Raw genomic sequence first — 20,790 nt, 5'->3', positions numbered from 1 at the left:
TAGCCACTACCGCCCCCGTCCCGGTGTGCCGACCTGCCCGGCCGCGACGAGCCCGGCCCGGTCCGGTCCGGCGGCCGCCCGGTCGAGCACCAGCGTGCAGTGCGGGTGGTCGCGCAGCACGGTCGCGGGCACCGCCGTGGTGACCGGCCCGGCCACCGTCGCCGCGACGGCCGCGCGCTTGCTCTCCCCCGTCGCCACCAGCACGATCCGCCGGGCGCCGGTGATCGTGGCCAGCCCCTGGGTGAGGACGCGGTGCGGCACGTCCGCGGGACGGGTGAAGAAGCGGGCGTTGTCGGCACGGGTCCGCGCGGTCAGGGTGGTGACCCGGGTGCGCGAGCCGAACGGCGAGCCGGGCTCGTTGAACCCGATGTGCCCGTTGCCGCCGATGCCGAGGATCTGCAGGTCCACCGGGCCGGATGCGGCGAGCAGCCGTTCGTAGTCGGCGGCGGCCGCCTCCGGGTCGGCGCGGGTGCCGTCCGGGGCGTGCACGGCCGCCGGGTCGATGTCGAGATGGTCGGTGAGCTCGCGGCGGATGACCTCGCGGTAGGACTGCGGGTGCCCCGCGGGCAGGCCCAGGTACTCGTCGAGCAGGAAGGCGCGTGCCCCGGCGAAGGACAGCCCCTCGTCGCGGTGACGGCGGACCAGCTCGGTGTAGGCGGGCAGCGGGGAGCTGCCGGTGGCGAGCCCGAGGGTCACCGGGGGGCCGGTGTCCCGGGCCAGTGCCTCGGCGACGGCGTCGGCCACCGCCCGCCCGCAGGCCCGCGGGTCGTCGAGGACCACGATCTCCATCAGGCACCCCCACCGGTGACGGGCAGGCCGGCGCGCAGCACCTGCTGCGGCCGCAGGTCCGCGTCGGTGACGAGCACGTCCGCGCGGTGCCCCGGGGTCAGCGACCCGACCTCACCGTCGAGCCCCAGGAGCCGGGCCGGGGTGCGGGTCGCGGCGAGGACCGCGTCCTGCAGCCGCACCCCCGCGTCGCGCACCGTCTCCCGCACGACGTCGACCAGGCAGGCCGTGCCGCCCGCGATGGCACCGGGCGGTCCGCCGGTCCCGGCCGCGAGCCGGGCCACGCCGTCGTCGACCCGGACCTGCATCGTGCCCAGGTGGTAGCGGCCGTCGGGCATCCCCGCCGCGGCCATCGCGTCGGTGACCAGCGCGACCCGGTCCGGTCCGACGAGGTCGAACACCGCGGCGACGGTGTCCGGTGCCAGGTGCACGCCGTCGGCGACGAGCTCCACGACGAGCTCGCCGCGGGCGGCCGCGGCCAGGCACGCCGCGGCCGGTCCGGGCGCGCGGTGGTGCACCGGCGGCATCGCGTTGAACAGGTGGGTCGCGCTCATCGGCACGCCCCCCGCCCGTGCGATCCCGGTCGTGGTGGTGCGGGCGTCGGCGTCGGTGTGGCCGATGCTCGGCAGCACCCCGTGGGTCGCGAGCACCGCGAGCAGGTCCGCGGCGTGCGCGGTCTCCGGCGCGTAGGTCACCGACGCGACGGCGCCGTCGGCCTTGGTCAGCAGCTCGTCGAGCAGCGCGGGGTCCCCCGGGACGATCGCGTCCGGGTCGTGCGCACCGCACCGCGCGGCCGCCAGGAACGGGCCCTCCAGGTGGATCCCGGCCAGGTCCCCGGCGACGACGAGCGGGCGCAGCGTCGCGATCCGCTCCGCCAGCACCGCGGGCGGGGCGGAGACCAGCGAGGCGACCGTCGTCGTCGTGCCGTGGGCCCGGTGGTGGGCGACGGCGGCCGCGGCCCCGGCCGCCGTCGCGTCCGGGAACCCGTGCCCGGCGCCGCCGTGGTCGTGCACGTCCACCAGCCCGGGCAGCAGCAACGACGACGACGCCGGCGGGAGCGGCCCGTCGTGGGCCGCGGCCGGGACGACCGCGACGATCCGGTCCCCCGCGACCGTGACCACCGAGTCCGGGAGCAGCCTGCCGTCGGTGACGACGGTGCCGCGCAGCACACGGTCACGCACCGGGCACCTCCCGGGCCGGGTCGGGGACCCTCACGCGTCGTGGTCCGTCTCGAGCAGGGCCACGAGACCGTCCAGCGCGGCCGGGGCGTCGTCCCCGCCCGCCCGCAGGACGACCTCGTCGCCGAAGACGACGCCGAGGGTCATGAGCGCCAGGACGCTGCGCGCGTCGACCGGGCCCTTCTCGGCGGTCGCGACGGTGACGGGCAGCCCGGTGGCGCCCGCGGCGCGGGCGAACAGCGCGGCCGGGCGGGCGTGCAGCCCCACCCGGGAGGCGACGACGGCGGTGCGGGTGTGCACGGTGCTCTCCTACTCCTCGGGGACGGTCACCGGTCGGTCCGCCCTGCGGCGTCGGTGGTCCCGGTGGTCCCGGTGGTCGCGGCGGTGACGGCGGCCGGTGTGGTCTCGGTGCCGGTGGTCTCGTCGTCCTCCCGGCCGGGGGTACGCAGGTTCCAGCGGCGGATCACGAAGCGGAACAGCACGTAGTAGACGACGGCGTAGGCCAGCCCGATCGGGATCAGCCACAGCGGCCGGGTCGCCTGGCCGAAGTTGAGGACGTAGTCGATGGCCCCGGCGGAGAAGGCGAACCCGCTGTGGATGTCGAGCGCGTTCACCAGCGCCAGCGAGGTGCCGGTGAGCACCGCGTGGATCAGGTAGAGCGGCCAGGCCACGTAGACGAAGGCGTACTCCAGCGGCTCGGTGATGCCGGTGACGAACGAGGTGAGCGCGACCGAGACCATGATCCCGCCGACGAGCTTGCGCTTCTCCGGTCGGGCCTCGTGCCAGATCGCCAGGGCGGCCGCCGGCAGCGCGAACATCATGATCGGGAAGAAGCCGGTCATGAACGCCCCGGCGGTCGGGTCACCGGCGAAGAACCGGTTGAGGTCACCGCGAGCGCCCTCGAAGTCGCCGATGAGGAACCAGACGACCGAGTTGACGATGTGGTGCAGGCCGACCGGCAGCAGCAGCCGGTTCACCACACCGAAGATCCCGCCGCCGACGACGGCGTTCTCCCCGACCGCGGTGCCGAGCCCGGTCAGCCCGGCGTTGAACACCGGGTAGACCAGGCTCATCGCCGACGCGATCACCATCATCGACACGGCGGTGAGGATCGGGACGAGCCGGCGGCCGTTGAAGAAGCCGAGGAAGGTCGGCAGCGTCGTGCGGTGGAAGCGCTGCCACAGCAGTGCCGCGACGAGGCCCGCGACGATGCCGCCCAGCACCCCGAAGTCGATCGTGGCCTGCTCGCCCTCGGAGTCGAGCACCCCGGGCAGCAGCACCGGGGACAGCGCGGTGAACACCCCGTCCATGACCAGGTAGCCGACGAGGGCAGCCAGCACGGTGGAGCCGTCGGAGCGGCGTGCCCAGCCGATCGCGATACCGATCGCGAAGATCATCGGCAGGTGGTCGAACAGGGCGCCGCCCGCCGCGGCCAGCACGGCCGCGGGCTGCTTCAGCGCCTCGACCCCGCCGAGCAGGTCGTCCTGGCCCAGGCGCAGCAGCAGACCGGCCGCGGGCAGGACGGCGATCGGGAGCATCAGGCTCCGGCCGAGACGCTGCAGGCCGGCCAGCCCGGCCCGTCGTCGTACCGGTTCCGCTGTGGAGGTGCTCATGGGCGTGCACTCCTCGTCTCGTATCGGCGACCGGGGCCGGTACGGCGGGCGTTGTGGAGCCCTCGCGTCAGCCGGTACGGTCTGGTTATAACCAGTGAGGGTGCGGGCCGGACGGCGCCCTGTCAAGACACTGGTCATGACCAGTAGCGACCAGATGGAGACCTCCTATGAGCAGGGCCGACGACATCGTGGCGGGGCTGGGCGGGCCCGCGAACATCACCGACATCGAGGCGTGCATCACCCGGCTGCGGACCGAGGTCGGCGACCCCGGCCTGGTCGACGACGCGGCGCTGAAGGCCGCCGGCGCGCACGGGGTGGTCCGGTCCGGGACCGTCGTGCAGGTGGTGATCGGCCCGGAGGCGGAGAACCTCTGCGACGACGTCCGGGACCTGCTGTGACATCGGAGCCGACACCCGTGCTCGCACCCGTCGACGGCACCGTGGTCGGACCGGCGGGGGTACCCGACCAGGTCTTCCGCGACGAGCTGCTCGGCGGGGGGACCGCCGTCGAGCCGCCCGCGGACGCCACCGAGGCGACGGTGCTGGCCCCGGTCGGCGGGACCGTCGCGGCGCTGCACCCGCACGCGTTCGTCGTCGCCCCCGAGGGCGGACCCGGCGTCCTGGTGCACGTCGGGATCGACACGGTCTCGCTCGGCGGGGCCGGGTTCACCGTGCACGTCGCGAAGGGCGACACGGTCGAGCCGGGCACCCCCGTACTGACCGTCGACCTCACCGCCGTGCGTACGGCCGGGCTGGCCGCGACCTGCCCGGTCGTCGTGCTGGACTCCCCCGCAGGATCGGTGGACGCCGGCACCGGGCACACCGTCCGCGCCGGCGACGAGCTGTTCCGCCTGTGAGCCCCACCGTGCCCGACGGCGCCCCGGTCGTGTTCGACCTGGACGGCACCCTCGTGCGCAGCGAGCACGTGCACCGCCGGACCTGGGCCCTGTTCTTCGCCGAGTGGGGCGCCGAGGTCGACGACGAGACCTACCGGCAGCGCTTCATGGGCCGTCGTGCGACCGACGCCCTGCGCGAGGTCGACGGGCCGTGGCGCGCCGCGGACCCCGACGAGCTCGCCGAGCGGCTGGCCGGGCACGGCGCGGACCTCGCCGACGAGGTCGAGGTCGTCCCCGGCGCACCCGCGCTGCTGCACGCGCTGGCCGCGCGCGGGCACCGGCTCGCCGTCGTGACCAGCGCCCGCCGCGGCTGGGCCCACCGGGTGCTGGGCGACGTGCTCGGTGCCGCGGAGCTGATCGAGCTCGTCGTCACCGCCGAGGACGTGGTGCGCGGCAAGCCGGACCCGGAGGGCTACCTCGCCGCGTGCCGCCGCCTCGGGGTCGCCCCGGGTTCCTGCGTCGCGTTCGAGGACTCCCCGGCCGGGGTGTCCGCGCTGGTCGCGGCCGGGGTCGGCGGGATCGTCGGGGTCGGGACGACGGCCCGGCCCGCGGAGCTGACCGCCGCCGGGGCGCACCGGACGGTGCCCGACCTGGCACCCGACCGGCTCCTCGGCCCGGCGGCCTGACCCGGCGGCCCGGCCCGGCTCACCCGGTGGGCGAGCCGTGGTGCAGGACGGTGTCGCCGTAGCGGCGCGACCGGCCCGCGGTGAACCCGGCGGGCCAGGCGAACTCCCCGGACGACCTCGCCCGCTCGACCACGACCTCGGCGCCGGGCGCGAGCCATCCGTGCGCCGCGGCGGCGCCCAGCCAGCCGGCGACCTCGGCGTCGGGCACCGCGTAGGGCGGGTCGACCAGCACGACGTCGAAGGCCCGTGGCGCGGGCCCGGCCAGCACCGTGCCCGCCCGCCCGGCGACGACCGACCCGCCGAGCCCGACCGCGGCCAGGTTGCGGCGCAGCACCCCGGCCGCGCGCTTGTCGGACTCGACGAACACGGCCTCCGCGGCGCCGCGGGACAGTGCCTCCAGGCCCAGCGCGCCGGAGCCGGCACAGACGTCGAGCACGGCGGCGCCGCGCAGGCCCGGGTCGTGGTCCAGCGCGGAGAACAGCGCCTCCCGGACCCGGTCCGACGTCGGACGGGTGCCGGACGGCGGCACGTCCAGGCGCCGTCCGCCCGCCGTGCCCGCGATCAGCCTGGTCATGGCCCCATCGTGCCGTGCGGCTCAGTCCAGCTCGACCAGCAGGTCCCCGCCCTCGACCTGGGTGACCGTGCCGATCGCGAGCCGCGCGACGGTTCCGGCCCGGTGCGCGGTGATCGACGCCTCCATCTTCATGGCCTCGATGGTGGCGACGGTCTGGCCGTCGTCGACGGTGTCGCCCTCGGCGACCTGCAACGTCACGACACCGGCGAACGGGGCGGCGACGTGCGCGTCGTTGCCCTTGTCCGCCTTCTCCGCGGCCTTCACCTCGGTGGCGACCGACTCGTCGCGCACCGACACCGGGCGCAGCTGGCCGTTCAGGGTGGTCAGCAGGGTGCGGTAGCCGCGCTCGTCGGGCTCGGAGACGGCCTCCAGCTCGATGATCAGGGTGACACCGGGCTCGAGGTCGACGGTGTGCTCGAGGTCCTCCTCCAGCCCGTAGAAGAAGTCCTTCGACGACAGCACCGCGGTGTTGCCGTACTGCTCGCGGTGGGTGTCGAAGTCCTTGGTCGGGCCGGGGAACAGCAGCCGGTTCAGCGTGCGGCGGCGCTCGTCCCGCAGCCCGCGGCGGTCCTCGATGGACAGCTCCGCCTTCTCCGCCTCGGGGCTGCGTCCCTCCAGCGCGCGGGTCCGGAACGGCTCCGGCCAGCCCGCGGGCGGCGAGCCCAGCTCACCGCGCAGGAACCCGATCACCGAGTCCGGGATGTCGAAGCCCGCCGGGTCCTTCTCGAAGTCCGCGGGCTCCACCCCGGCCCCGACCAGGTGCAGGGCCAGGTCGCCGACGACCTTCGACGACGGCGTCACCTTCACCAGCCGGCCGAGCATCCGGTCCGCGGCGGCGTAGCAGTCCTCGATCAGCTCGAACCGGTCGCCCAGGCCGAGCGCGATCGCCTGCTGGCGCAGGTTCGACAGCTGCCCGCCGGGGATCTCGTGGTGGTAGACCCGCCCGGTCGGCGACGCGAGCCCGGACTCGAACGGCGCGTAGACCTTGCGCACCGCCTCCCAGTACGGCTCCATGTCCCCGACCGCGGCCAGGCTCAGCCCGGTCGCGCGGTCGGTGTGGTCGGTGGCCGCGACCAGCGCCGACAGCGACGGCTGGCTGGTGGTGCCGGCCATCGAGGCGACCGCCCCGTCGACGGCGTCGACCCCGGCGTCGATCGCCGCGACCAGGGTCGCGAGCTGCCCGCCCGCGGTGTCGTGGGTGTGCAGGTGCACCGCAGGTCGAAGCGCTCGCGCAGCGCCGTGACCAGCGTCCGTGCCGCGGGCGGGCGCAGCAGGCCCGCCATGTCCTTGATCGCCAGCACGTGCGCGCCCGCGTCGACGATCTCCTCGGCCAGACGCAGGTAGTAGTCGAGGGTGTAGAGCTTCTCCCCCGGGTCGGACAGGTCCGCGGTGTAGCAGAGCGCGACCTCGGCCAGCGCCGTGCCGGTGCTGCGGACGGCGTCGATCGCCGGGCGCATCTGGGAGACGTCGTTGAGGGCGTCGAAGATCCGGAAGATGTCCATGCCGGTGTCCGCCGCCTCCTGGACGAAGGCGTCGGTCACCTCCGTCGGGTACGGCGTGTAACCGACGGTGTTGCGCCCGCGCAGCAGCATCTGGGTGCAGATGTTCGGCGCCGCGGACTTGAGCGCGGCGAGCCGGTCCCACGGGTCCTCGGCGAGGAAGCGCAGCGCGACGTCGTAGGTCGCCCCGCCCCAGCACTCCAGCGACAGCAGCTCGGGCATGGTGCGGGCCACGTACGGTGCGACCGCGAGCAGGTCCCGGGTCCGGATCCGGGTCGCCAGCAGCGACTGGTGGGCGTCGCGGAACGTCGTGTCGGTGACGGCGACGGCGGTCTGCTCCCGCAGCCGCCGCGCGAAGCCCTCGGGCCCGAGCTCGCGCAGCAGCTGCGCGGATCCGTCCGGGGCGGGCGTCTCCAGGTCGACGCCGGCGGGCAGCTTGTCGACCGGCTCCACGACCAGCGGCCGGTCGCCGTTCGGCTTGTTGACCGTGACCTCGCCCAGGTACTGCAGGATGCGCGAGCCGCGGTCGGCCGACGGGCGGGCCTTGAGCAGGTGCGGGCGCTCCTCGATGAAGCTGGTGGTCACCCGGCCCTGCTTGAAGTCCTCGTCCTCCAGCACGGCGGCAAGGAACGGCAGGTTCGTCGCCACGCCGCGGATCCGGAACTCGGCCAGCGCGCGGCGGGCCCGCCGGGCGGCGTTGGCGAAGTCGTGGCCGTGGCAGGTCAGCTTGACCAGCATCGAGTCGAAGTGCGCGGAGACCTCGGCGCCGACGTGCACGGTGCCGCCGACCAGGCGCACGCCGGGACCGCCCGGGGAGCGGTAGACCGACAGGGTGCCGACGTCGGGGCGGAACTCGTTGGCCGGGTCCTCGGTGGTGATGCGGGTCTGCATCGCCGCACCGGTCAGTGTGATCTCGTCCTGGGTGAGGTTCAGCTCCGGCAGCGTCATGCCGGACGCGATCCGCAGCTGGGCGATCACCAGGTCGCGGTCGGTGACCTGCTCGGTGACGGTGTGCTCGACCTGGATGCGCGGGTTCATCTCGATGAAGTGGTGCTTGCCGCGCTCGTCGAGCAGGAACTCGACGGTGCCCGCGTTGACGTAGCCGATCGTCCTCGCGAAGTTCACCGCGTCGGCGCAGATCCGGTCCCGCAGCTCGGGGTCCAGGTTCGGTGCCGGGGCGATCTCGACGACCTTCTGGTGACGGCGCTGCACCGAGCAGTCGCGCTCGAACAGGTGCACGACGTTGCCGTCGGCGTCGGCCAGGATCTGGACCTCGATGTGGCGCGGGTTGACGACGGCCTGCTCCAGGAACACGGTGCCGTCGCCGAACGCGGACTCCGCCTCCCGGCTCGCGGCCTCGATCGCGTCGCGCAGGTCGCCGGGCTCGGTGACCCGGCGCATCCCGCGCCCGCCACCGCCGGCGACGGCCTTGACGAAGATCGGGAAGTCGATGTCCTCCGCCGCGGCGAGCAGCTCCTCGACGTCGTCGGAGGGCTCCGAGGACTCCAGCACCGGCACACCCGCCTCGCGGGCGGCCGCCACGGCGCGGAACTTGTTGCCGGTCAGGTGCAGGACCTCGGTGGGCGGCCCGACGAAGGTGATGCCCTCCTCGGCGCAGGCGCGGGCCAGGTCGGGGTTCTCCGACATGAAGCCGTAGCCGGGGTAGACCGCGTCGGCACCGGCCTTCTTCGCCGCCCTGATGACCTCGTCCACCGAGAGGTAGGCGCGGACCGGGTGGCCCGGCTCACCGATCTGGTAGGACTCGTCGGCCTTGGCGCGGTGCAGCGAGTTGCGGTCCTCGTACGGGAACACCGCCACCGTCGAGACACCCAGCTCGAACGCGGCCCGGAACGCCCGGATGGCGATCTCGCCCCGGTTGGCCACCAGCACCTTGCGGAACATCGTTCTCCCTCATCACGGTCGCCGACGACGCCCGGGTCGCACGGGGCTCCCGTGGACCGGACGCGTGATCGTGGCACGTGGGACGTGGTCCCGACCACCGGACGACCACGGAGCGGAACACCGGCGCCGTGCGCCCGGCCGCGTCGTGGGGCACGTGGACGGTCCGCTCGCCGCGGCCGTCGCTGGTCCGGCCGGGTGACCGTCGCGCCACCGTCCGGCGGCACCGTGGACGCGCACCGGGCGGCAACGGTGGCGCATCGGGTAGCAAGGGGACATGACACACCGGGCACCCGGCGGGCGGGACGGCACCGGCGCCACCGTGTGCCGGGAGGTGCGCCGGGCCCGGCGCCCGCCCACGAGCGGGCGGGCGGCCGGGTGCGCCGTGCGGGAACGGTGGTGGTCGTGGCGGCACTGGTGATCCAGATCCTGACGATCGCGCTCCTGACGATGGCCGTCCTGGGCGCCTACCGGCGGCTGCGTGCCGAGCGTCCGGAGCGGCCCGCCCCGGCCCGGCCCGAGGTGCCGCGCCGGGACCCCCCCGCTGACCGCGTCCGCGGTGGCCGCCGAGCAGGAGTGGCGCCGCGCCCGGGCGGACTTCCAGCGCGTCCGCGGCGAGTTCGCCGCACACGAGGCCGACCCGCTCGAGGTGCTGCGCCGCCCGGCACTGTCGGACACGACGGTCCCCGCGACCGGACGGTTCGTCGACGCGTTCGCCGCGGCGCAGGCACTGGACACCCCGGTGGGCCCCACGGCGACGGCTACGTCCGCGCCGTCGACGCCGCGCGCCGCGCCTGGCGGGCCGCGAGGGAGGCCGCCGACCGGATCCGGCTCTCCGGGCTCGACCCGGAGGAGCGCCGGACCGTCGAACGCGTGGTGAAGCTGCTGACCACCGCGCGGGACTCGGACTCCGAGCCGGAGCGGCTCGCCGCCTACGCCCGCGCCCGCACCGAGCTGGACCGGCTCGACCGGGCCGGGGTCGTGCACCTGCCGCGGGCCGCCCGCGCCGAGCTGGACGCCCGGGCCCGCGGGGAGCTCCCGGGGACCTGAGCCCGTCCGGTCAGGACTTGTCGAGGTAGGCGGCGCGCTCCTCGTCGCCCAGGGTCTGGGCGACCAGGTCACGCAGACCCGGGTGCCCGGCCAGCCCCGGATCCTCGGCGACGAGGTGCCGCGCGTAGACCTGCGCCTTCTCGATCACCTCGCCGTGGCGCAGCAGCGAGAGCAGCTTGAGGCCGGAGCGCGAGCCGGACTGGCCGGTGCCCAGCACGTCGCCCTCGCGGCGCAGCTCCAGGTCGAGCCGGGCCAGCTCGAAACCGTCGGTGGTCCCGGCGATCGCGTCGAGCCGCTCGCGGGCGGCGGTCGCCGCGGGCATGTCGGTGACCAGCAGGCAGAGCCCCGGTGCGCTGCCCCGCCCGACCCGGCCGCGCAGCTGGTGCAGCTGGGACAGGCCGAACCGGTCCGCGTCGAGCAGCACGATCCCGGTCGCGTTCGGCACGTCGACACCGACCTCGATCACCGTGGTCGCGACCAGCACGTCCAGCTCGGCGCGTTCGAAGGCCCGCATGACGGTGTCCTTCTCCTCCGGCGGGAGCTTGCCGTGCAGGATCCCGACCCGCAGCCCGGCCAGTTTCTCCTCGATCAACGGGGCGATGTCGAGCACCGCGAGCGGGGCACGCCGCTCCTCGCCACCGTCGTCGTCCGGCGGGGGCTCGTCGGCGTCCTCCTTCTCCGTCCCCCCGACCCGGGGGCACACGACGTAGCACTGGTGGCCCGCCTCGACCTCCTCGCGGATCCGCTGCCACACCCGCTCGATCCACGACGGGTGCTCGGCCAGGGGCACGACGGTCGTCGCGACCGGGGAGCGGCCCTTCGGCAGCCCCTTCAGCTCGGACACGGCCAGGTCGCCGTAGACGGTCATGGCCACCGTGCGCGGGATCGGCGTCGCGGTCATCACCAGCATGTGCGGGGCCTTCTCGCCACGGGCGCGCAACGCGTCGCGCTGCTCCACCCCGAAGCGGTGCTGCTCGTCGACCACGACCAGCCCCAGCTCGGCGAACCCGACGGTGTCCTGGATCAGCGCGTGGGTCCCGACGACGATCCCTGCGGCGCCGGACTGCGCGTCGAGCAGTGCCTGCCGCTTGGCCTTCGCCCCCATCGACCCGGTCAGCAGCGTCACCGCGGTCGCGTTCTCCCCCGCGCCGAGCTCACCGCCACGGCCGAGCGCGCCGAGCATCGCGCGCAGCGAACGGGCGTGCTGGGCCGCGAGGACCTCGGTGGGGGCCAGCATCGCGGCCTGGGTGCCCGCGTCGACGGCCTGCAGCATCGCCCGCAGCGCGACGATCGTCTTGCCCGCGCCGACGTCGCCCTGCACGAGGCGGTTCATCGGGTGCTCGCGGGCGAGGTCGGCGGCGATCTGCTCGCCGACCTCCTGCTGGCCCTCGGTCAGCGGGAACGGCAGGTCCGCGTCGAACGCGGCGAGCAGACCGTCGTCGCGGCGCGGGCACACCGGGGCCGGCCGGGCGACGGCGGCCTCCCGCCGGAGCGCGAGCGCGAGCTGGACGCCGAGCGCCTCGTCCCACACCAGGCGGTGGCGCGCGGCGAACAGGTCGGCCTCGGTCTCGGGCACGTGGATGCGCCGCAGCGCCCGCCCCAGCTCCGGCAGCTTCTCCCGCTCGCGCAGCGACCCGGGCAGCGGGTCGGTCGGGTCGTCGATCTGCTCCAGCACCTGGCGCACCGACCGGGCGATGGCCTGCGAGGTCACCTTGGCGTTCGCCGGGTAGACCGACAGGAACGGCCGCAGCGAGTCGCTCTCCTCGATCTCCTCGAACTGCGGGTGGGTCAGCTGCAGCCGGTTGTTGAACACCCCGACCTTGCCGGAGAACACCCCGACGACGCCCTGCTTGATGAAGCCCTGCAGCTTCCAGCCGTTGAAGAAGGTGGCGTCGAGCTCGCCGCCCTTCTCGTCCCGGATGACGGCCTTGAGCATCTTCCCCCGCCGGTTGCGCATCTCGCGCAGCTCGGCGCGCGCCACCGCCGCGACGACGGTGACGTGCTCACCCGCCACCAGCCCGGCGATCTCGGTGAGCCGGCCGCGGTCGACGTAGCGCCGCGGGTAGTGCCGCAGCAGGTCCCCGACGGTCTCCAGCCCGAGCGGGGCCAGCGCGTCCGCCGCCTTGCGCCCGAGCGGCCCGTCGAGCCGGCTGTCCAGGTCGAACCCGTCGTCCATCTACTCCACTCCCAGCACCAGCGGGTAGTCGCCCTGCTCCCCCCGGTGCACCACCACGTCGACCTCCGGGTGGGTGCGGCGCAGGTCCTCGGCGAGCCGCTCCCCGAGATCGTCGGGGGCGGCCGAGCCGAGCAGCACGGTCACCAGCTCCCCACCCGGAGTGAGCATGCGATGAGCCAACCACAGGGCACCGACAGCGAGGTCCGGGGCGATCAGCACGACCTCGCCGTCGGAGATCCCGAGGATCTCCCCCGGACGGCAGGGACCGGCCCAGGTGAGCGCCTCGGCCTCGGCGACGGCCAGCCCGCCGGTCCGGGTGGCGGCCGCGGCCTCGGCCATCGCGACGACGTCGTCCGGGGCGCGCCGCGCGGGGTCGTGCACCGCCAGGGCGGCCAGGCCCTGGAGCACCGAGCTCGCCGGGACCACCACGACGTCGATGCCCTCGAACCGCACCCGCTGCGCCGCGGTCTCACCGACCGTGCGCCGGTGCGTCGCGCACGGCAGCACGACGACGTGCTCGGCGCAGGTCGCGCGGATCGCGGCCAGCACCTCGTCGACGGTCGGGTCGGGGTCGGCGACCAGCACGTTCCCGCCCGCGGCCCGGGCCAGCGCCCCGGCCCCGCTGCTCTCGATCATCAGCAGGACGGCGCGGTCGCGGGTCGGCGGCGCCGGCGGCAGCGCCTCGATCCGGATCCCCGACGGGCGGACCACCGCCAGCCCCGCCTCGACCGCGGGCCCGGCCTCGGTGGTGTGCACGTGCACCATCACCCCGCCGCCGCCGTCCCCGGCGAGACCGACCGAGTCCCCGAGACCGGCGAGCCGGGCGCGCAGCGTCTCCAGCGCGGCCGGGTCGGGTCCGGGCAGCCAGTAGGTGACCTCGTAGACCGGCTGGGGCACCCACGGCACGAGCTCGCCGTCGGCGGTGACCGCCGAGGCCGGACCGGGCGTCCCCACCTGCGACGACGGCGGCGGGCCCGGATCACCGCCCGCCGCGGCGACCAGCGCGTCCAGCACCACGACCAGGCCGAGCCCGCCCGCGTCGACGACCCCGGCCCGCACCAGCTCCGGCGGGCGCCCGGTGGCCCGGGCCAGTGCGGCCCGCGCCGCGTCCGCGGCCACCCGGGCGGCCTCGGCGAGCGCACCGGTCGTGTCGGGACCCCCGCCGTCGGGGTCGGCGTGCCCGGGCAGGCCTGCGACCCGGGCGAGCGCCGGGCCCGACGCCGACGGCCCGGTCGCCGCCCCGGCCGCCACCCGCGCCGCCACGGCCGCCGCGGCGGCGTCCAGCACGGTCAGCGCGGTCCCCGGGCGCGGCGCGGACACCGCGACGGCCGCCAGCCCCGCAGCCCGTCGCAGCGCCCCGGCGAGCAGCTCGCCGGCCGGGGTGTTCGGGCGTCGTGCGGCCGCGGCCGCCAGCTCCTCGGCCAGCCCACGGAACAGCTGGGACAGGATCAGGCCCGAGTTCCCGCGCGCACCGCGCACCGCGGCCGCGGCCAGCGCCGCCGCGGCCCGCACCGGCCGGACGTCCTCGGCGACGGGATCGGCGACGGGCACGCCCCCGTCGAGCGGGGCCGAGGCCGCCGCACGGGCGGTCAGCAGCAGGTTCGACCCGGTGTCGTGGTCGGCGACCGGGAAGACGTTGATCCGGTCGATCTCGGCCCGCCCGGCGGTGAGCCGCTCGGCGGCGGCGTCGATCCAGCGGCGCAGCAGCGCGGGGTCGAACGGCGAGGCCACGGGCCCCACACTAGGGCGTGTCTCCTAAAGTGCGCAACCAGGTGACGATGGCCTTCAGTGCAACTCCGCCGCGGAAGGTCAGGGCGAGTTTGTCGTAGCGGGTCGCGAGGCCGCGCCACTGCTTGACCTCGCAGAACCCGCGTTCGACGACGTTGCGGCCGCGGTAGTCGACCCGGTCGAACGCCGGTGGTCGACCGCCGCGTGTGCCGCGTCGTTTCCGGTGTCCCTGCTGGTCAGCCGGCTCCGGGATGACCGCGACGATCCGTCGTCCGCGCAGGTGGGCGCGGATGGCGCGTGAGGAGTAGGCCTTAGAGCGCCCGGCAAATGAGGTCGTGGGGGTGTCGTTGCAGGTAGAGGCACGGACTCTCCAGGCGACCATCAGGACATCAGCAATCCCATGATCACTTGCAGGTCCGTGTCTCTACCAACACCGACACACGGCCACCTCTACTGCCGGACGCTCTTATCTGCGCGGACCCGCTCGGGCCGGGTCCGCGGTCGGCCCGGACCGACCCGTCCGACGCTCAGATGTGACATCAGGTGCGCGAACATCGGGGCGTCACCGGCCTGGCCAGGGCCGACCAGTACGACCAGCGGGCGGCCGTGTCCGTCAACGAGCTGGTGGATCTTCGTGCCGAGCCCTCCGCGGGAGCGGCCCAACGCGTGATCGGGCGGCTCGATCAGCAGATTCTTGTAGTTCGATCCGGCCCCCTGTGTCCCGCTGCAGGGTCGCGGCGTGTTGGTGAGCGCGGATGATCGTCGAGTCGACCGACACGGCCCAGTCCACGAGACCGGCGGAGTCGGCATCGGCGAGCAGAGCTGCGAGAACCTGGTCCCAGGTGCCGTCACCGCAGTAGCGGCGGTGGCGTTTCCATAGGGTCTGCCACAGCCCGAACTCGACCGGGACATCACGCCAGGCCAGCCCGCAGCGGAACCGGTAGATGATCCCCTCGATCACTCTGCGGTGATCGGCGAACGGGCGCCCTGGCATCCCGTCCGACGAGGGCAGTAACGGCTCGAGTCGGTCCCACTGGGCATCGGTCAGGACGGCACGGCGCGACACCTACTGATCATCGCGCAGGCCCGACCAGCCGGGTTAGGAGACGCGCCCTAGGTGCGGGGGCGCCCCCGGTGCCGCCGGACGGCCCCGCGCGCCGGTCACGACACGGGCGTGGCTAGACTTGAAGGCCGAACCCCGGCACGTCCGTGCCGGGAATCCGTTCGTGAATCTGTTCGTCAACCCGAGGAGTGTCCGACGTGGCTGCCGTCTGCGACGTCTGTGGCAAGGGTCCGGGCTTCGGCATGTCCGTCTCGCACTCGCACCGCCGCACCCACCGCCGCTGGAACCCCAACATCCAGACGGTGCGCGCCGCGATCAACGGCGGCAACCGCCGTCGGATCAACGCCTGCACCTCCTGCCTGAAGGCGGGCAAGGTGACCCGCGTCTGAGAGGTCGTTTCAGAACGACTTGTCGAGTTTCCATTGACCCCTCGACGACAGATCAAACGGCAGGTCAGATAGCCGCTTGTCGTCTACAACAGACACGTCGACCTCGTTCTGAAATGACCTCTGAGTGCGCGAGACCCGAACCACGATCGAGGCCCGGTCCCCCGAGGACCGGGCCTTCGTCGTTCCCGGGGCCGGTTCACCCGACCAGGGACCGCCACCAGCTGCGGCGTGCCCCGCGAACGGTGACCGATCCCATGCCGACCCTGCCGTGCACCACGAGGTGCGGCCCGGCGGCTCCGGGGGTCGCGGGCACCCGGGTCTTCACCTCGCCCCAGGACGCCTTGGTGCCGTCGACGTCGGCGGTGCCGCCCTCGGGCAGCACCAGCACGATCTCGCCCATCCCGAGCGCGACCTCGATGTCGATCCGCGGCGGCAGCGACCGGACCTCGGACAGGTCGAGGTGGATCGTCCCCATCGACGACGACAGGTGCAGGGCCGCGGGCACCTGCCAGTCGCCGGTGCGCTTGATCGTCCCCGCACCGGTCCGCAGGTGCACCCGCTCCGAGCGCGCGGGCGGGCGGGCCGGGGTGGGCGCGAGCGCGGTCACCGACGGCGGCAGCCCGCCGGGCAGGTCCGCCAGCGGCGGCTGCAGGTCCCGGGCGACGCGCGCGGCGTAGACGGCGTCGAGCCGTTCCTCGAGCTCGGTCAGCGTGATGCGGCCCTCGCCGAGGGCGTCGTGCAGGCGGCGGGCCGCCGCCTCACGGTCGGCGTCCGATATGCGCATGTCCCCCGGGTCGTCCACCCGGTCCAGCCTAGGGCAGCTTCCAGTCGACGGGTTCCCCGCCGATCTCCTCCAGCAGGTCGTTGGCCCGGCTGAACGGTCGCGACCCGAAGAAGCCGCGGTCCGCCGACATCGGCGACGGGTGCGCCGACTCGATCGTCGGCACGTCCTCCAGCAGCGGCGCGAGGTTGCGGGCGTCGCGGCCCCAGAGGATCGCGACCATCGGCTCGGCGTCGCGGGCCACCAGGGCGCGGATGGCCTGCTCGGTGACCTCCTCCCAGCCCTTGTTGCGGTGCGAGGCGGGCTCTCCCGGCGCGACGGTCAGGCACCGGTTGAGCAGCAGCACACCCTGCTCGGTCCACGGGGTCAGGTCGCCCGAGGTGGGCGCGGGGTGGCCGAGGTCCTCGGCGTACTCGCGGAAGATGTTCTGCAGCGAGCGCGGCAGGGGGCGGGTCTCGGGGGCGACGGAGAACGACAGCCCGACGGCGTGCCCCGGGGTCGGGTACGGGTCCTGCCCGACGAGCAGCACCCTGACCTCGTCGAAGGGCTGCTGGAACGCGCGCAGCACGTTCGCCCCGGCGGGCAGGTAGCGGCGGCCCGCGGCGATCTCGGCGCGCAGGAACTCGCCCATCGCGGTGATCGTCTCGGCGACCGGTTCCAGGGCCTGGGCCCACCCGGCCTCGACGACCTCGTGCAGCGGCTTGGCCATCAGCCCTCCAGCCGGCGCAGCTGGGAGGCGAAGCGGCGGCCCCGGTCGACGTAGGACTCCACGGCGTACCGCCAGCGGTCGGCGGGCACCTCGTAGCCGTCGCGGACGCGGGCGGGCACCCCCAGCGCCATCCGGTACGCCGGCACGTCGGCCTTCGGGGACACGACCGCGCCGGCGGCGACGATCGCGCCCTCGCCGATCGTCGAGCCGTTCAGCACCACCGAGCCGGACGAGATCAGCGCCCGGTCGCCGATGGTGGCCGCCTCGATGTGCACGTTGTGCCCGACGGTGACCTCGTCCCCGATGACCGTCGGCCGCTCCAGGGTCGTGTGGATGATCGACCCGTCCTGGATGCTGCTGCGGGCACCCACCTCGATCCGGCCGTCGTCGCCACGCAGCACCGCGGTCGGCCAGACGGTGGACTCCGGGCCCAGCGTCACGTTGCCGATCACGACGGCGTCCGGATGGACGTAGGCGGTCGGATGGATGTCCGGTTCGGCGTCACCGAGCGCGTACAGAGGCACACCGGGAGGGTACGAAGCGCTCGCGGGCCGCCACGCCGGGGGCCCACCCACCCGCGGGAACGTGCGCGGCGCAACCGATCGGAGTGACCGGAACCGGCGGTGTGGAAACCCCGTCGAACGGGTAGAAGCTCCCGAGTCATGATCAGGGTGCGCGGCACCCCCGGCCCCCTGGACGGAGGCGCTGCCCGGTGATCCCCCTGGTCACCCTGGGCGGAGCGGTCGCGCTGGCGCTGCTCGCCCCGGTGCTCGCCCGGCTGCTCGGACGCGACGCGGGCTACCCGCTGGCCGTGGGCCTCGCCGCGCTGGCCGTCTACGCGAACACCGCCGCGGGTGACGTCGTCCGCGGGGAGGTCCTCACCGCGGGCGTGTCCTGGATGCCCTCGCTGGGCATCTCCTTCGGCCTGCGGATGGACGGCCTGTCGCTGCTGTTCGTGACGATCGTGCTGGGCGTGGGCGCGCTGGTGATGGCCTACTGCCCGCGCTACCTGGAGTCCTCCTACCCGATCGGCACGGTCTACGGTCTGCTCGCCGGGTTCGCCGCCGCCATGATCGGGCTGGTCACCGCGAACGACCTGGTGCTGCTCTACGTGTTCTGGGAGCTCACCACCGTCCTGTCCTTCCTGCTGATCAACACGGCCGGGCCGGCGGCGGCGCTGCCCGCGGGTCGCGCACTCGTCGTGACGGCGATGGGCGGGTTCGCCCTGCTGGGCGCGGTGGTCATGATCGGTGTCGCAGCCGGGAGCACCAGCCTCGACGTGGTCCTCGCCGACCCGGGTGCGGTGCTGGCCGATCCCCTGGCCCTGCCCGCGGGGGCGCTGCTGATCCTGGCCGCGGCGACGAAGTCCGCGCAGCTGCCGTTCACCTTCTGGCTGCCCGGCGCGATGGTCGCGATGACCCCGATCAGCGCGTACCTGCACGCCGCGACGATGGTCAAGGCCGGCATCTACCTGCTGATGCGGTTCACCCCGATCTACGTGCCGTCGGTGGCCTGGTCGGCGGTGCTGGTGCCGCTCGGGCTGGCGACGGCCGTCGTCGGGGCGGTGCTGGCGCTGCGCGAGCACGACCTCAAGGCGATGCTCGCCCACTCCACCGTCAGCCAGCTGGGCCTGCTCACCGCGGCGATCGGCGTCGGCACCTCGTACGCGCTGTCCGCGGCGGTGCTGCACACCTTCGCGCACGCCCTGTTCAAGGCCACCCTGTTCATGCTGGTCGGCATCATCGACAAGGAGGCGGGCAGCCGCGACGTGCGTGAGCTGGGCGGCCTGCGGAAGGTCATGCCGGTCACCGCGGCACTGACCGGGGTCGCCGCGCTGTCGATGGCGGGCGTCCCGCCGCTGCTGGGGTTCGTGTCCAAGGAGAACCTCTACGAGGGTTTCCTGGAGGCCGACTTCGCCCCGGGCGCCGGTCCGGTCGCCGCGGCCGTCGCGGTCGTGGCGTCGGCGCTGACCTTCGCCTACTCCGCACGGATCGTGCACGGCGCGTTCGGCGGCAGGCTCAGCCAGCCCGGCCTGTACGAGCCGTCCCGGGCGTTCCTCGCCCCGGCCGCCGTCGCCGCACTGCTCGGGCTGGTGCTCGGACCCGCGGTCCGGGTGCTGAACCCGCTGACCGACCGCGCGGCCCGCGACCTCGACCCGGGCTCGGAGCCGGTCACGTTCGTGCTGTGGCCCGGGTTCGGGACCGCCCTGGTCCTGTCGGTGCTCACCATCGCCGCCGGCTACGCGTTGTTCCACTGGCGCGACCGGGTCGACCGGGCCCTGGAGCGGCTCCCGGTGCCCGACGGTGCCGCGGCCTTCGACCGGGTCCGGGCCGGGCTGCTCGCCCTCGGTACCCGGGTGGGACGGCCCGACACCGACCCCTCCCCCGCCGCCGTCCTGGCCCGCCCGGTGCTGGCGCTGCCGGTGCTCGCCGTCGCCGCCGGGGTCGCCCTGCCCTCGCTCACGCCGTTCCCCGCGCCGGTCAGCCGGCCGCTGGACTGGGTGGTCGTGGTGCTCGTGGCGGCCGCGGTCGCCGGGGCCGTGACGACCCGCTCGGTGACCGCGGCGCTGGCGCTGACCGGCTTCGGCGGTCTGGCGACGGCGTTGTGGCTGCTGCTGGCCGGCGCGCCGGACGTCGCGATGACCCTGCTGCTGGTGGAGGTGCTGACCACCGTCGTCGCGGTGCTGGTGCTGCGCGGCCGTGGGGTCCGGCTGCGCCGCCCGGCCCGGTGGCGCCGCGCGCCGGCCGCGGTCGCGGCGGTGGCGGCCGGTCTGTCGCTGGGGGCGGCGACCTACGTCCTGACCGGGCGCCGCGGGCCGTCGCCGGTCGGCGGGTACCTGCTGGACACCGCGGAGGCCGCCACCGGCGGGACGAACGTGGTCAACACGATCCTGGTCGACTTCCGCGGCATGGACACCTTCGGGGAGGCGGTCGTGGTCGGGGCCGCGGCGCTGGGGCTGCTCGTGCTGATCCGGCGCGGCGAGGCCGGAGCCGAGGGGAGCCCGCGGCAGCGCGTCGCCACCGACGGCCCGGCCGACACGATCGTCATGCGGGTGGCGAGCCGGGTGCTGGCCCCGCTGATGCTCCTGATGTCGCTGTTCCTGCTCTGGCGCGGCCACGACGAGCCCGGCGGGGGGTTCATCTCCTCGCTGGTCGGGGGCGTCGCGATCGTGTTCCTGCGGCTGTCCCACCGCGGCGACGCGTGGGCGCTGCGCCTGCGCCCCGAGCCGCTGGTCGGGTCCGGGCTGCTGCTCAGCCTGCTCACCGGGATCGCGGTGTACCCGCTGGGGCTGCCGTTCCTGACGCCGGTGTACCTGCCCGGCGGTGTGCTGCTGTCGTCGTTCGTGTTCGACCTGGGGATCTATCTGATGGTGGTGGGGCTGATCGTGGCCGCGACCGACCGGATCGGCGGGCGCGCCCGTACCGGCTCCCTGCTGGGGAGCTCCGGGTGACGGCCGCGGTCGTGGTCGCCGTGCTGGTCGCCGGCGGGGTCTACCTGGTCCTGCAGCGCGAGCTGCTGCGCACGGTGCTGGGGTTTGTGCTGCTCGGGCACGGGGTGAACGTCCTGATCATCTCCGCGGGCGGGATGGCGACCCGCGAGCCCGCGCTGCTGGGGCAGCAGGACCGGGCGCAGATGGCCGACCCGCTGCCGCAGGCGTTCGTGCTGACCGCGATCGTGATCGCCTTCGCGATCACGGTGTACCTGCTGGCCCTGCTCAAGGCCGGCGACGAGGACGAGGGCGGGGACCCCCGGTGACCGCCTCGAGGCGCTCGTCGTCGCGCCGATCCTGGTCCCGCTCGCCGCGGCGGGCCTGCTGGTCCTGC

The 20,790-nt window shown here is 74.7% G+C and carries 23 protein-coding genes and 1 pseudogene; 9 read left to right on the top strand and 15 right to left on the bottom strand.

All coding sequences use genetic code 11. The annotated features are described in order from the left end of the window. Positions 1-6: 6 nt before the first annotated feature. From KPF47_RS27295 to KPF47_RS27280, 4 genes are read right to left on the bottom strand one after another with little or no spacing between them, the layout of a single operon-like run. Positions 7-789: a glucosamine-6-phosphate deaminase gene (locus KPF47_RS27295; RefSeq protein WP_224391692.1), complete on the bottom strand. Its 783-nt coding sequence runs from the start codon at positions 787-789 to the stop codon at positions 7-9. Next, positions 789-1,967, bottom strand: coding sequence for an N-acetylglucosamine-6-phosphate deacetylase (locus KPF47_RS27290; protein WP_224391691.1), 1,179 nt, complete (start codon positions 1,965-1,967; stop codon positions 789-791). Before KPF47_RS27290 ends, KPF47_RS27295 begins: the two co-directional genes overlap by 1 nt. 30 nt (positions 1,968-1,997) lie before the next feature. Beyond that, a complete protein-coding gene (locus KPF47_RS27285; RefSeq protein ID WP_224391690.1) occupies positions 1,998-2,264 on the bottom strand; it encodes an HPr family phosphocarrier protein in 267 nt (88 codons plus the stop codon). Between the two features lie 26 nt (positions 2,265-2,290). Further along, positions 2,291-3,577 (bottom strand): PTS transporter subunit EIIC, encoded by a 1,287-nt coding sequence (locus tag KPF47_RS27280; protein ID WP_224391689.1) that lies wholly within the window; start codon positions 3,575-3,577, stop codon positions 2,291-2,293. A gap of 167 nt (positions 3,578-3,744) precedes the next feature. On the opposite strand from KPF47_RS27280, the gene KPF47_RS27275 reads away from it, so the two are divergent. Genes KPF47_RS27275 through KPF47_RS27265 form a run of 3 tightly spaced genes read left to right on the top strand, consistent with a single transcriptional unit; the run spans position 3,745 to position 5,098 of the window. Beyond that, positions 3,745-3,975: a glucose PTS transporter subunit EIIB gene (locus KPF47_RS27275; RefSeq protein ID WP_224391686.1), complete on the top strand. Its 231-nt coding sequence runs from the start codon at positions 3,745-3,747 to the stop codon at positions 3,973-3,975. Between the two features lie 17 nt (positions 3,976-3,992). After that, entirely contained in the window at positions 3,993-4,433 is a 441-nt protein-coding gene (locus tag KPF47_RS27270) for a PTS glucose transporter subunit IIA (RefSeq protein WP_224391684.1), read from the top strand. 8 nt (positions 4,434-4,441) lie between these two features. Next, a complete protein-coding gene (locus KPF47_RS27265) occupies positions 4,442-5,098 on the top strand; it encodes an HAD family phosphatase (RefSeq protein ID WP_224391683.1) in 657 nt (218 codons plus the stop codon). A 19-nt stretch (positions 5,099-5,117) separates the two neighbouring features. Here the strand turns inward: KPF47_RS27265 and rsmD are convergent, their stop codons facing one another. Both rsmD and KPF47_RS27255 read right to left on the bottom strand, forming a co-directional pair. Continuing rightward, positions 5,118-5,672, bottom strand: coding sequence for a 16S rRNA (guanine(966)-N(2))-methyltransferase RsmD (gene rsmD, locus KPF47_RS27260; RefSeq protein WP_224391682.1), 555 nt, complete (start codon positions 5,670-5,672; stop codon positions 5,118-5,120). A gap of 21 nt (positions 5,673-5,693) precedes the next feature. After that, a pseudogene (locus tag KPF47_RS27255) lies at positions 5,694-9,073 on the bottom strand (pyruvate carboxylase). A 274-nt stretch (positions 9,074-9,347) separates the two neighbouring features. On the opposite strand from KPF47_RS27255, the gene KPF47_RS27250 reads away from it, so the two are divergent. The 3 genes from KPF47_RS27250 to KPF47_RS27240 are packed head-to-tail and all read left to right on the top strand — an operon-like array spanning position 9,348 to position 10,120. Further along, entirely contained in the window at positions 9,348-9,491 is a 144-nt protein-coding gene (locus KPF47_RS27250) for a hypothetical protein (RefSeq protein ID WP_224391681.1), read from the top strand. Positions 9,492-9,551: 60 nt separating this feature from the next. Continuing rightward, a complete protein-coding gene (locus tag KPF47_RS27245) occupies positions 9,552-9,950 on the top strand; it encodes a hypothetical protein (protein WP_224391680.1) in 399 nt (132 codons plus the stop codon). Further along, positions 9,944-10,120, top strand: a complete 177-nt coding sequence (locus tag KPF47_RS27240; RefSeq protein ID WP_224391679.1) for a hypothetical protein — start codon at positions 9,944-9,946, stop codon at positions 10,118-10,120. Before KPF47_RS27245 ends, KPF47_RS27240 begins: the two co-directional genes overlap by 7 nt. 10 nt (positions 10,121-10,130) lie before the next feature. Here the strand turns inward: KPF47_RS27240 and recG are convergent, their stop codons facing one another. The 5 genes from recG to KPF47_RS27215 all read right to left on the bottom strand — a co-directional run bounded on the left by recG (position 10,131) and on the right by KPF47_RS27215 (position 15,090). Next, on the bottom strand, positions 10,131-12,296 hold the full coding sequence (recG, locus tag KPF47_RS27235) for an ATP-dependent DNA helicase RecG (RefSeq protein WP_224391678.1): 2,166 nt from the start codon (positions 12,294-12,296) through the stop codon (positions 10,131-10,133). Continuing rightward, complete coding sequence (locus KPF47_RS27230; protein WP_224391676.1) at positions 12,297-14,027, bottom strand: DAK2 domain-containing protein; 1,731 nt, start codon at positions 14,025-14,027, stop codon at positions 12,297-12,299. Between the two features lie 10 nt (positions 14,028-14,037). Then, the gene (locus KPF47_RS27225) at positions 14,038-14,406 is read right to left on the bottom strand and encodes a transposase (RefSeq protein WP_374108899.1); all 369 of its coding nucleotides are present in this window, start codon (positions 14,404-14,406) and stop codon (positions 14,038-14,040) included. 68 nt (positions 14,407-14,474) lie between these two features. After that, positions 14,475-14,687 (bottom strand): hypothetical protein, encoded by a 213-nt coding sequence (locus tag KPF47_RS27220; RefSeq protein WP_224391674.1) that lies wholly within the window; start codon positions 14,685-14,687, stop codon positions 14,475-14,477. Next, positions 14,638-15,090, bottom strand: coding sequence for an IS5 family transposase (locus tag KPF47_RS27215; RefSeq protein WP_224387966.1), 453 nt, complete (start codon positions 15,088-15,090; stop codon positions 14,638-14,640). The genes KPF47_RS27220 and KPF47_RS27215 overlap by 50 nt, the downstream gene beginning before the upstream one ends. A 194-nt stretch (positions 15,091-15,284) precedes the next feature. Here KPF47_RS27215 and rpmB point away from each other — a divergent pair, with 194 nt between their 5' ends. Next, complete coding sequence (rpmB, locus tag KPF47_RS27210; protein ID WP_020627372.1) at positions 15,285-15,476, top strand: 50S ribosomal protein L28; 192 nt, start codon at positions 15,285-15,287, stop codon at positions 15,474-15,476. A 9-nt stretch (positions 15,477-15,485) separates the two neighbouring features. Here rpmB and KPF47_RS39230 read toward each other — a convergent pair whose 3' ends face one another. From KPF47_RS39230 to KPF47_RS27195, 4 genes are read right to left on the bottom strand one after another with little or no spacing between them, the layout of a single operon-like run. Beyond that, positions 15,486-15,620, bottom strand: a complete 135-nt coding sequence (locus KPF47_RS39230; RefSeq protein WP_255660512.1) for a hypothetical protein — start codon at positions 15,618-15,620, stop codon at positions 15,486-15,488. Between the two features lie 52 nt (positions 15,621-15,672). After that, positions 15,673-16,260 carry a DUF1707 domain-containing protein gene (locus KPF47_RS27205; RefSeq protein WP_224391672.1) on the bottom strand — a complete coding sequence of 196 codons (588 nt, stop codon included), beginning with the start codon at positions 16,258-16,260 and terminating at the stop codon, positions 15,673-15,675. Between the two features lie 28 nt (positions 16,261-16,288). Continuing rightward, positions 16,289-16,969 carry a uracil-DNA glycosylase gene (locus KPF47_RS27200; RefSeq protein ID WP_224391947.1) on the bottom strand — a complete coding sequence of 227 codons (681 nt, stop codon included), beginning with the start codon at positions 16,967-16,969 and terminating at the stop codon, positions 16,289-16,291. Continuing rightward, positions 16,966-17,490: a gamma carbonic anhydrase family protein gene (locus tag KPF47_RS27195; RefSeq protein WP_224391671.1), complete on the bottom strand. Its 525-nt coding sequence runs from the start codon at positions 17,488-17,490 to the stop codon at positions 16,966-16,968. Before KPF47_RS27195 ends, KPF47_RS27200 begins: the two co-directional genes overlap by 4 nt. Before the next feature lie 188 nt (positions 17,491-17,678). On the opposite strand from KPF47_RS27195, the gene mbhE reads away from it, so the two are divergent. Next, positions 17,679-20,417 carry a hydrogen gas-evolving membrane-bound hydrogenase subunit E gene (mbhE, locus tag KPF47_RS27190; protein ID WP_224391670.1) on the top strand — a complete coding sequence of 913 codons (2,739 nt, stop codon included), beginning with the start codon at positions 17,679-17,681 and terminating at the stop codon, positions 20,415-20,417. Continuing rightward, positions 20,414-20,722 (top strand): sodium:proton antiporter, encoded by a 309-nt coding sequence (locus KPF47_RS27185; protein WP_062400935.1) that lies wholly within the window; start codon positions 20,414-20,416, stop codon positions 20,720-20,722. The genes mbhE and KPF47_RS27185 overlap by 4 nt, the downstream gene beginning before the upstream one ends. Positions 20,723-20,790 lie beyond the last annotated feature (68 nt).

This window comes from Pseudonocardia sp. ICBG1293, from assembly GCF_020131355.1.
GTDB lineage: Bacteria > Actinomycetota > Actinomycetes > Mycobacteriales > Pseudonocardiaceae > Pseudonocardia.
The sequence above is the reverse complement of the archived record's forward strand: the minus strand, read 5'-3'. Positions and strand labels throughout refer to the sequence as shown.

Excerpts from the sequence above, each read along its gene's own strand:
- KPF47_RS27280 (WP_224391689.1), bottom strand. The coding sequence starts at position 3,577 with ATGAGCACCTCCACAGCGGAACCGGTACGACGACGGGCCGGGCTGGCC.
- KPF47_RS27250 (WP_224391681.1), top strand. The coding sequence starts at position 9,348 with ATGACACACCGGGCACCCGGCGGGCGGGACGGCACCGGCGCCACCGTG.
- rsmD (WP_224391682.1), bottom strand. The coding sequence starts at position 5,672 with ATGACCAGGCTGATCGCGGGCACGGCGGGCGGACGGCGCCTGGACGTG.
- recG (WP_224391678.1), bottom strand. The coding sequence starts at position 12,296 with ATGGACGACGGGTTCGACCTGGACAGCCGGCTCGACGGGCCGCTCGGG.
- KPF47_RS27275 (WP_224391686.1), top strand. The coding sequence starts at position 3,745 with ATGAGCAGGGCCGACGACATCGTGGCGGGGCTGGGCGGGCCCGCGAAC.
- KPF47_RS27205 (WP_224391672.1), bottom strand. The coding sequence starts at position 16,260 with ATGCGCATATCGGACGCCGACCGTGAGGCGGCGGCCCGCCGCCTGCAC.
- KPF47_RS27225 (WP_374108899.1), bottom strand. The coding sequence starts at position 14,406 with ATGGTCGCCTGGAGAGTCCGTGCCTCTACCTGCAACGACACCCCCACG.
- KPF47_RS27295 (WP_224391692.1), bottom strand. The coding sequence starts at position 789 with ATGGAGATCGTGGTCCTCGACGACCCGCGGGCCTGCGGGCGGGCGGTG.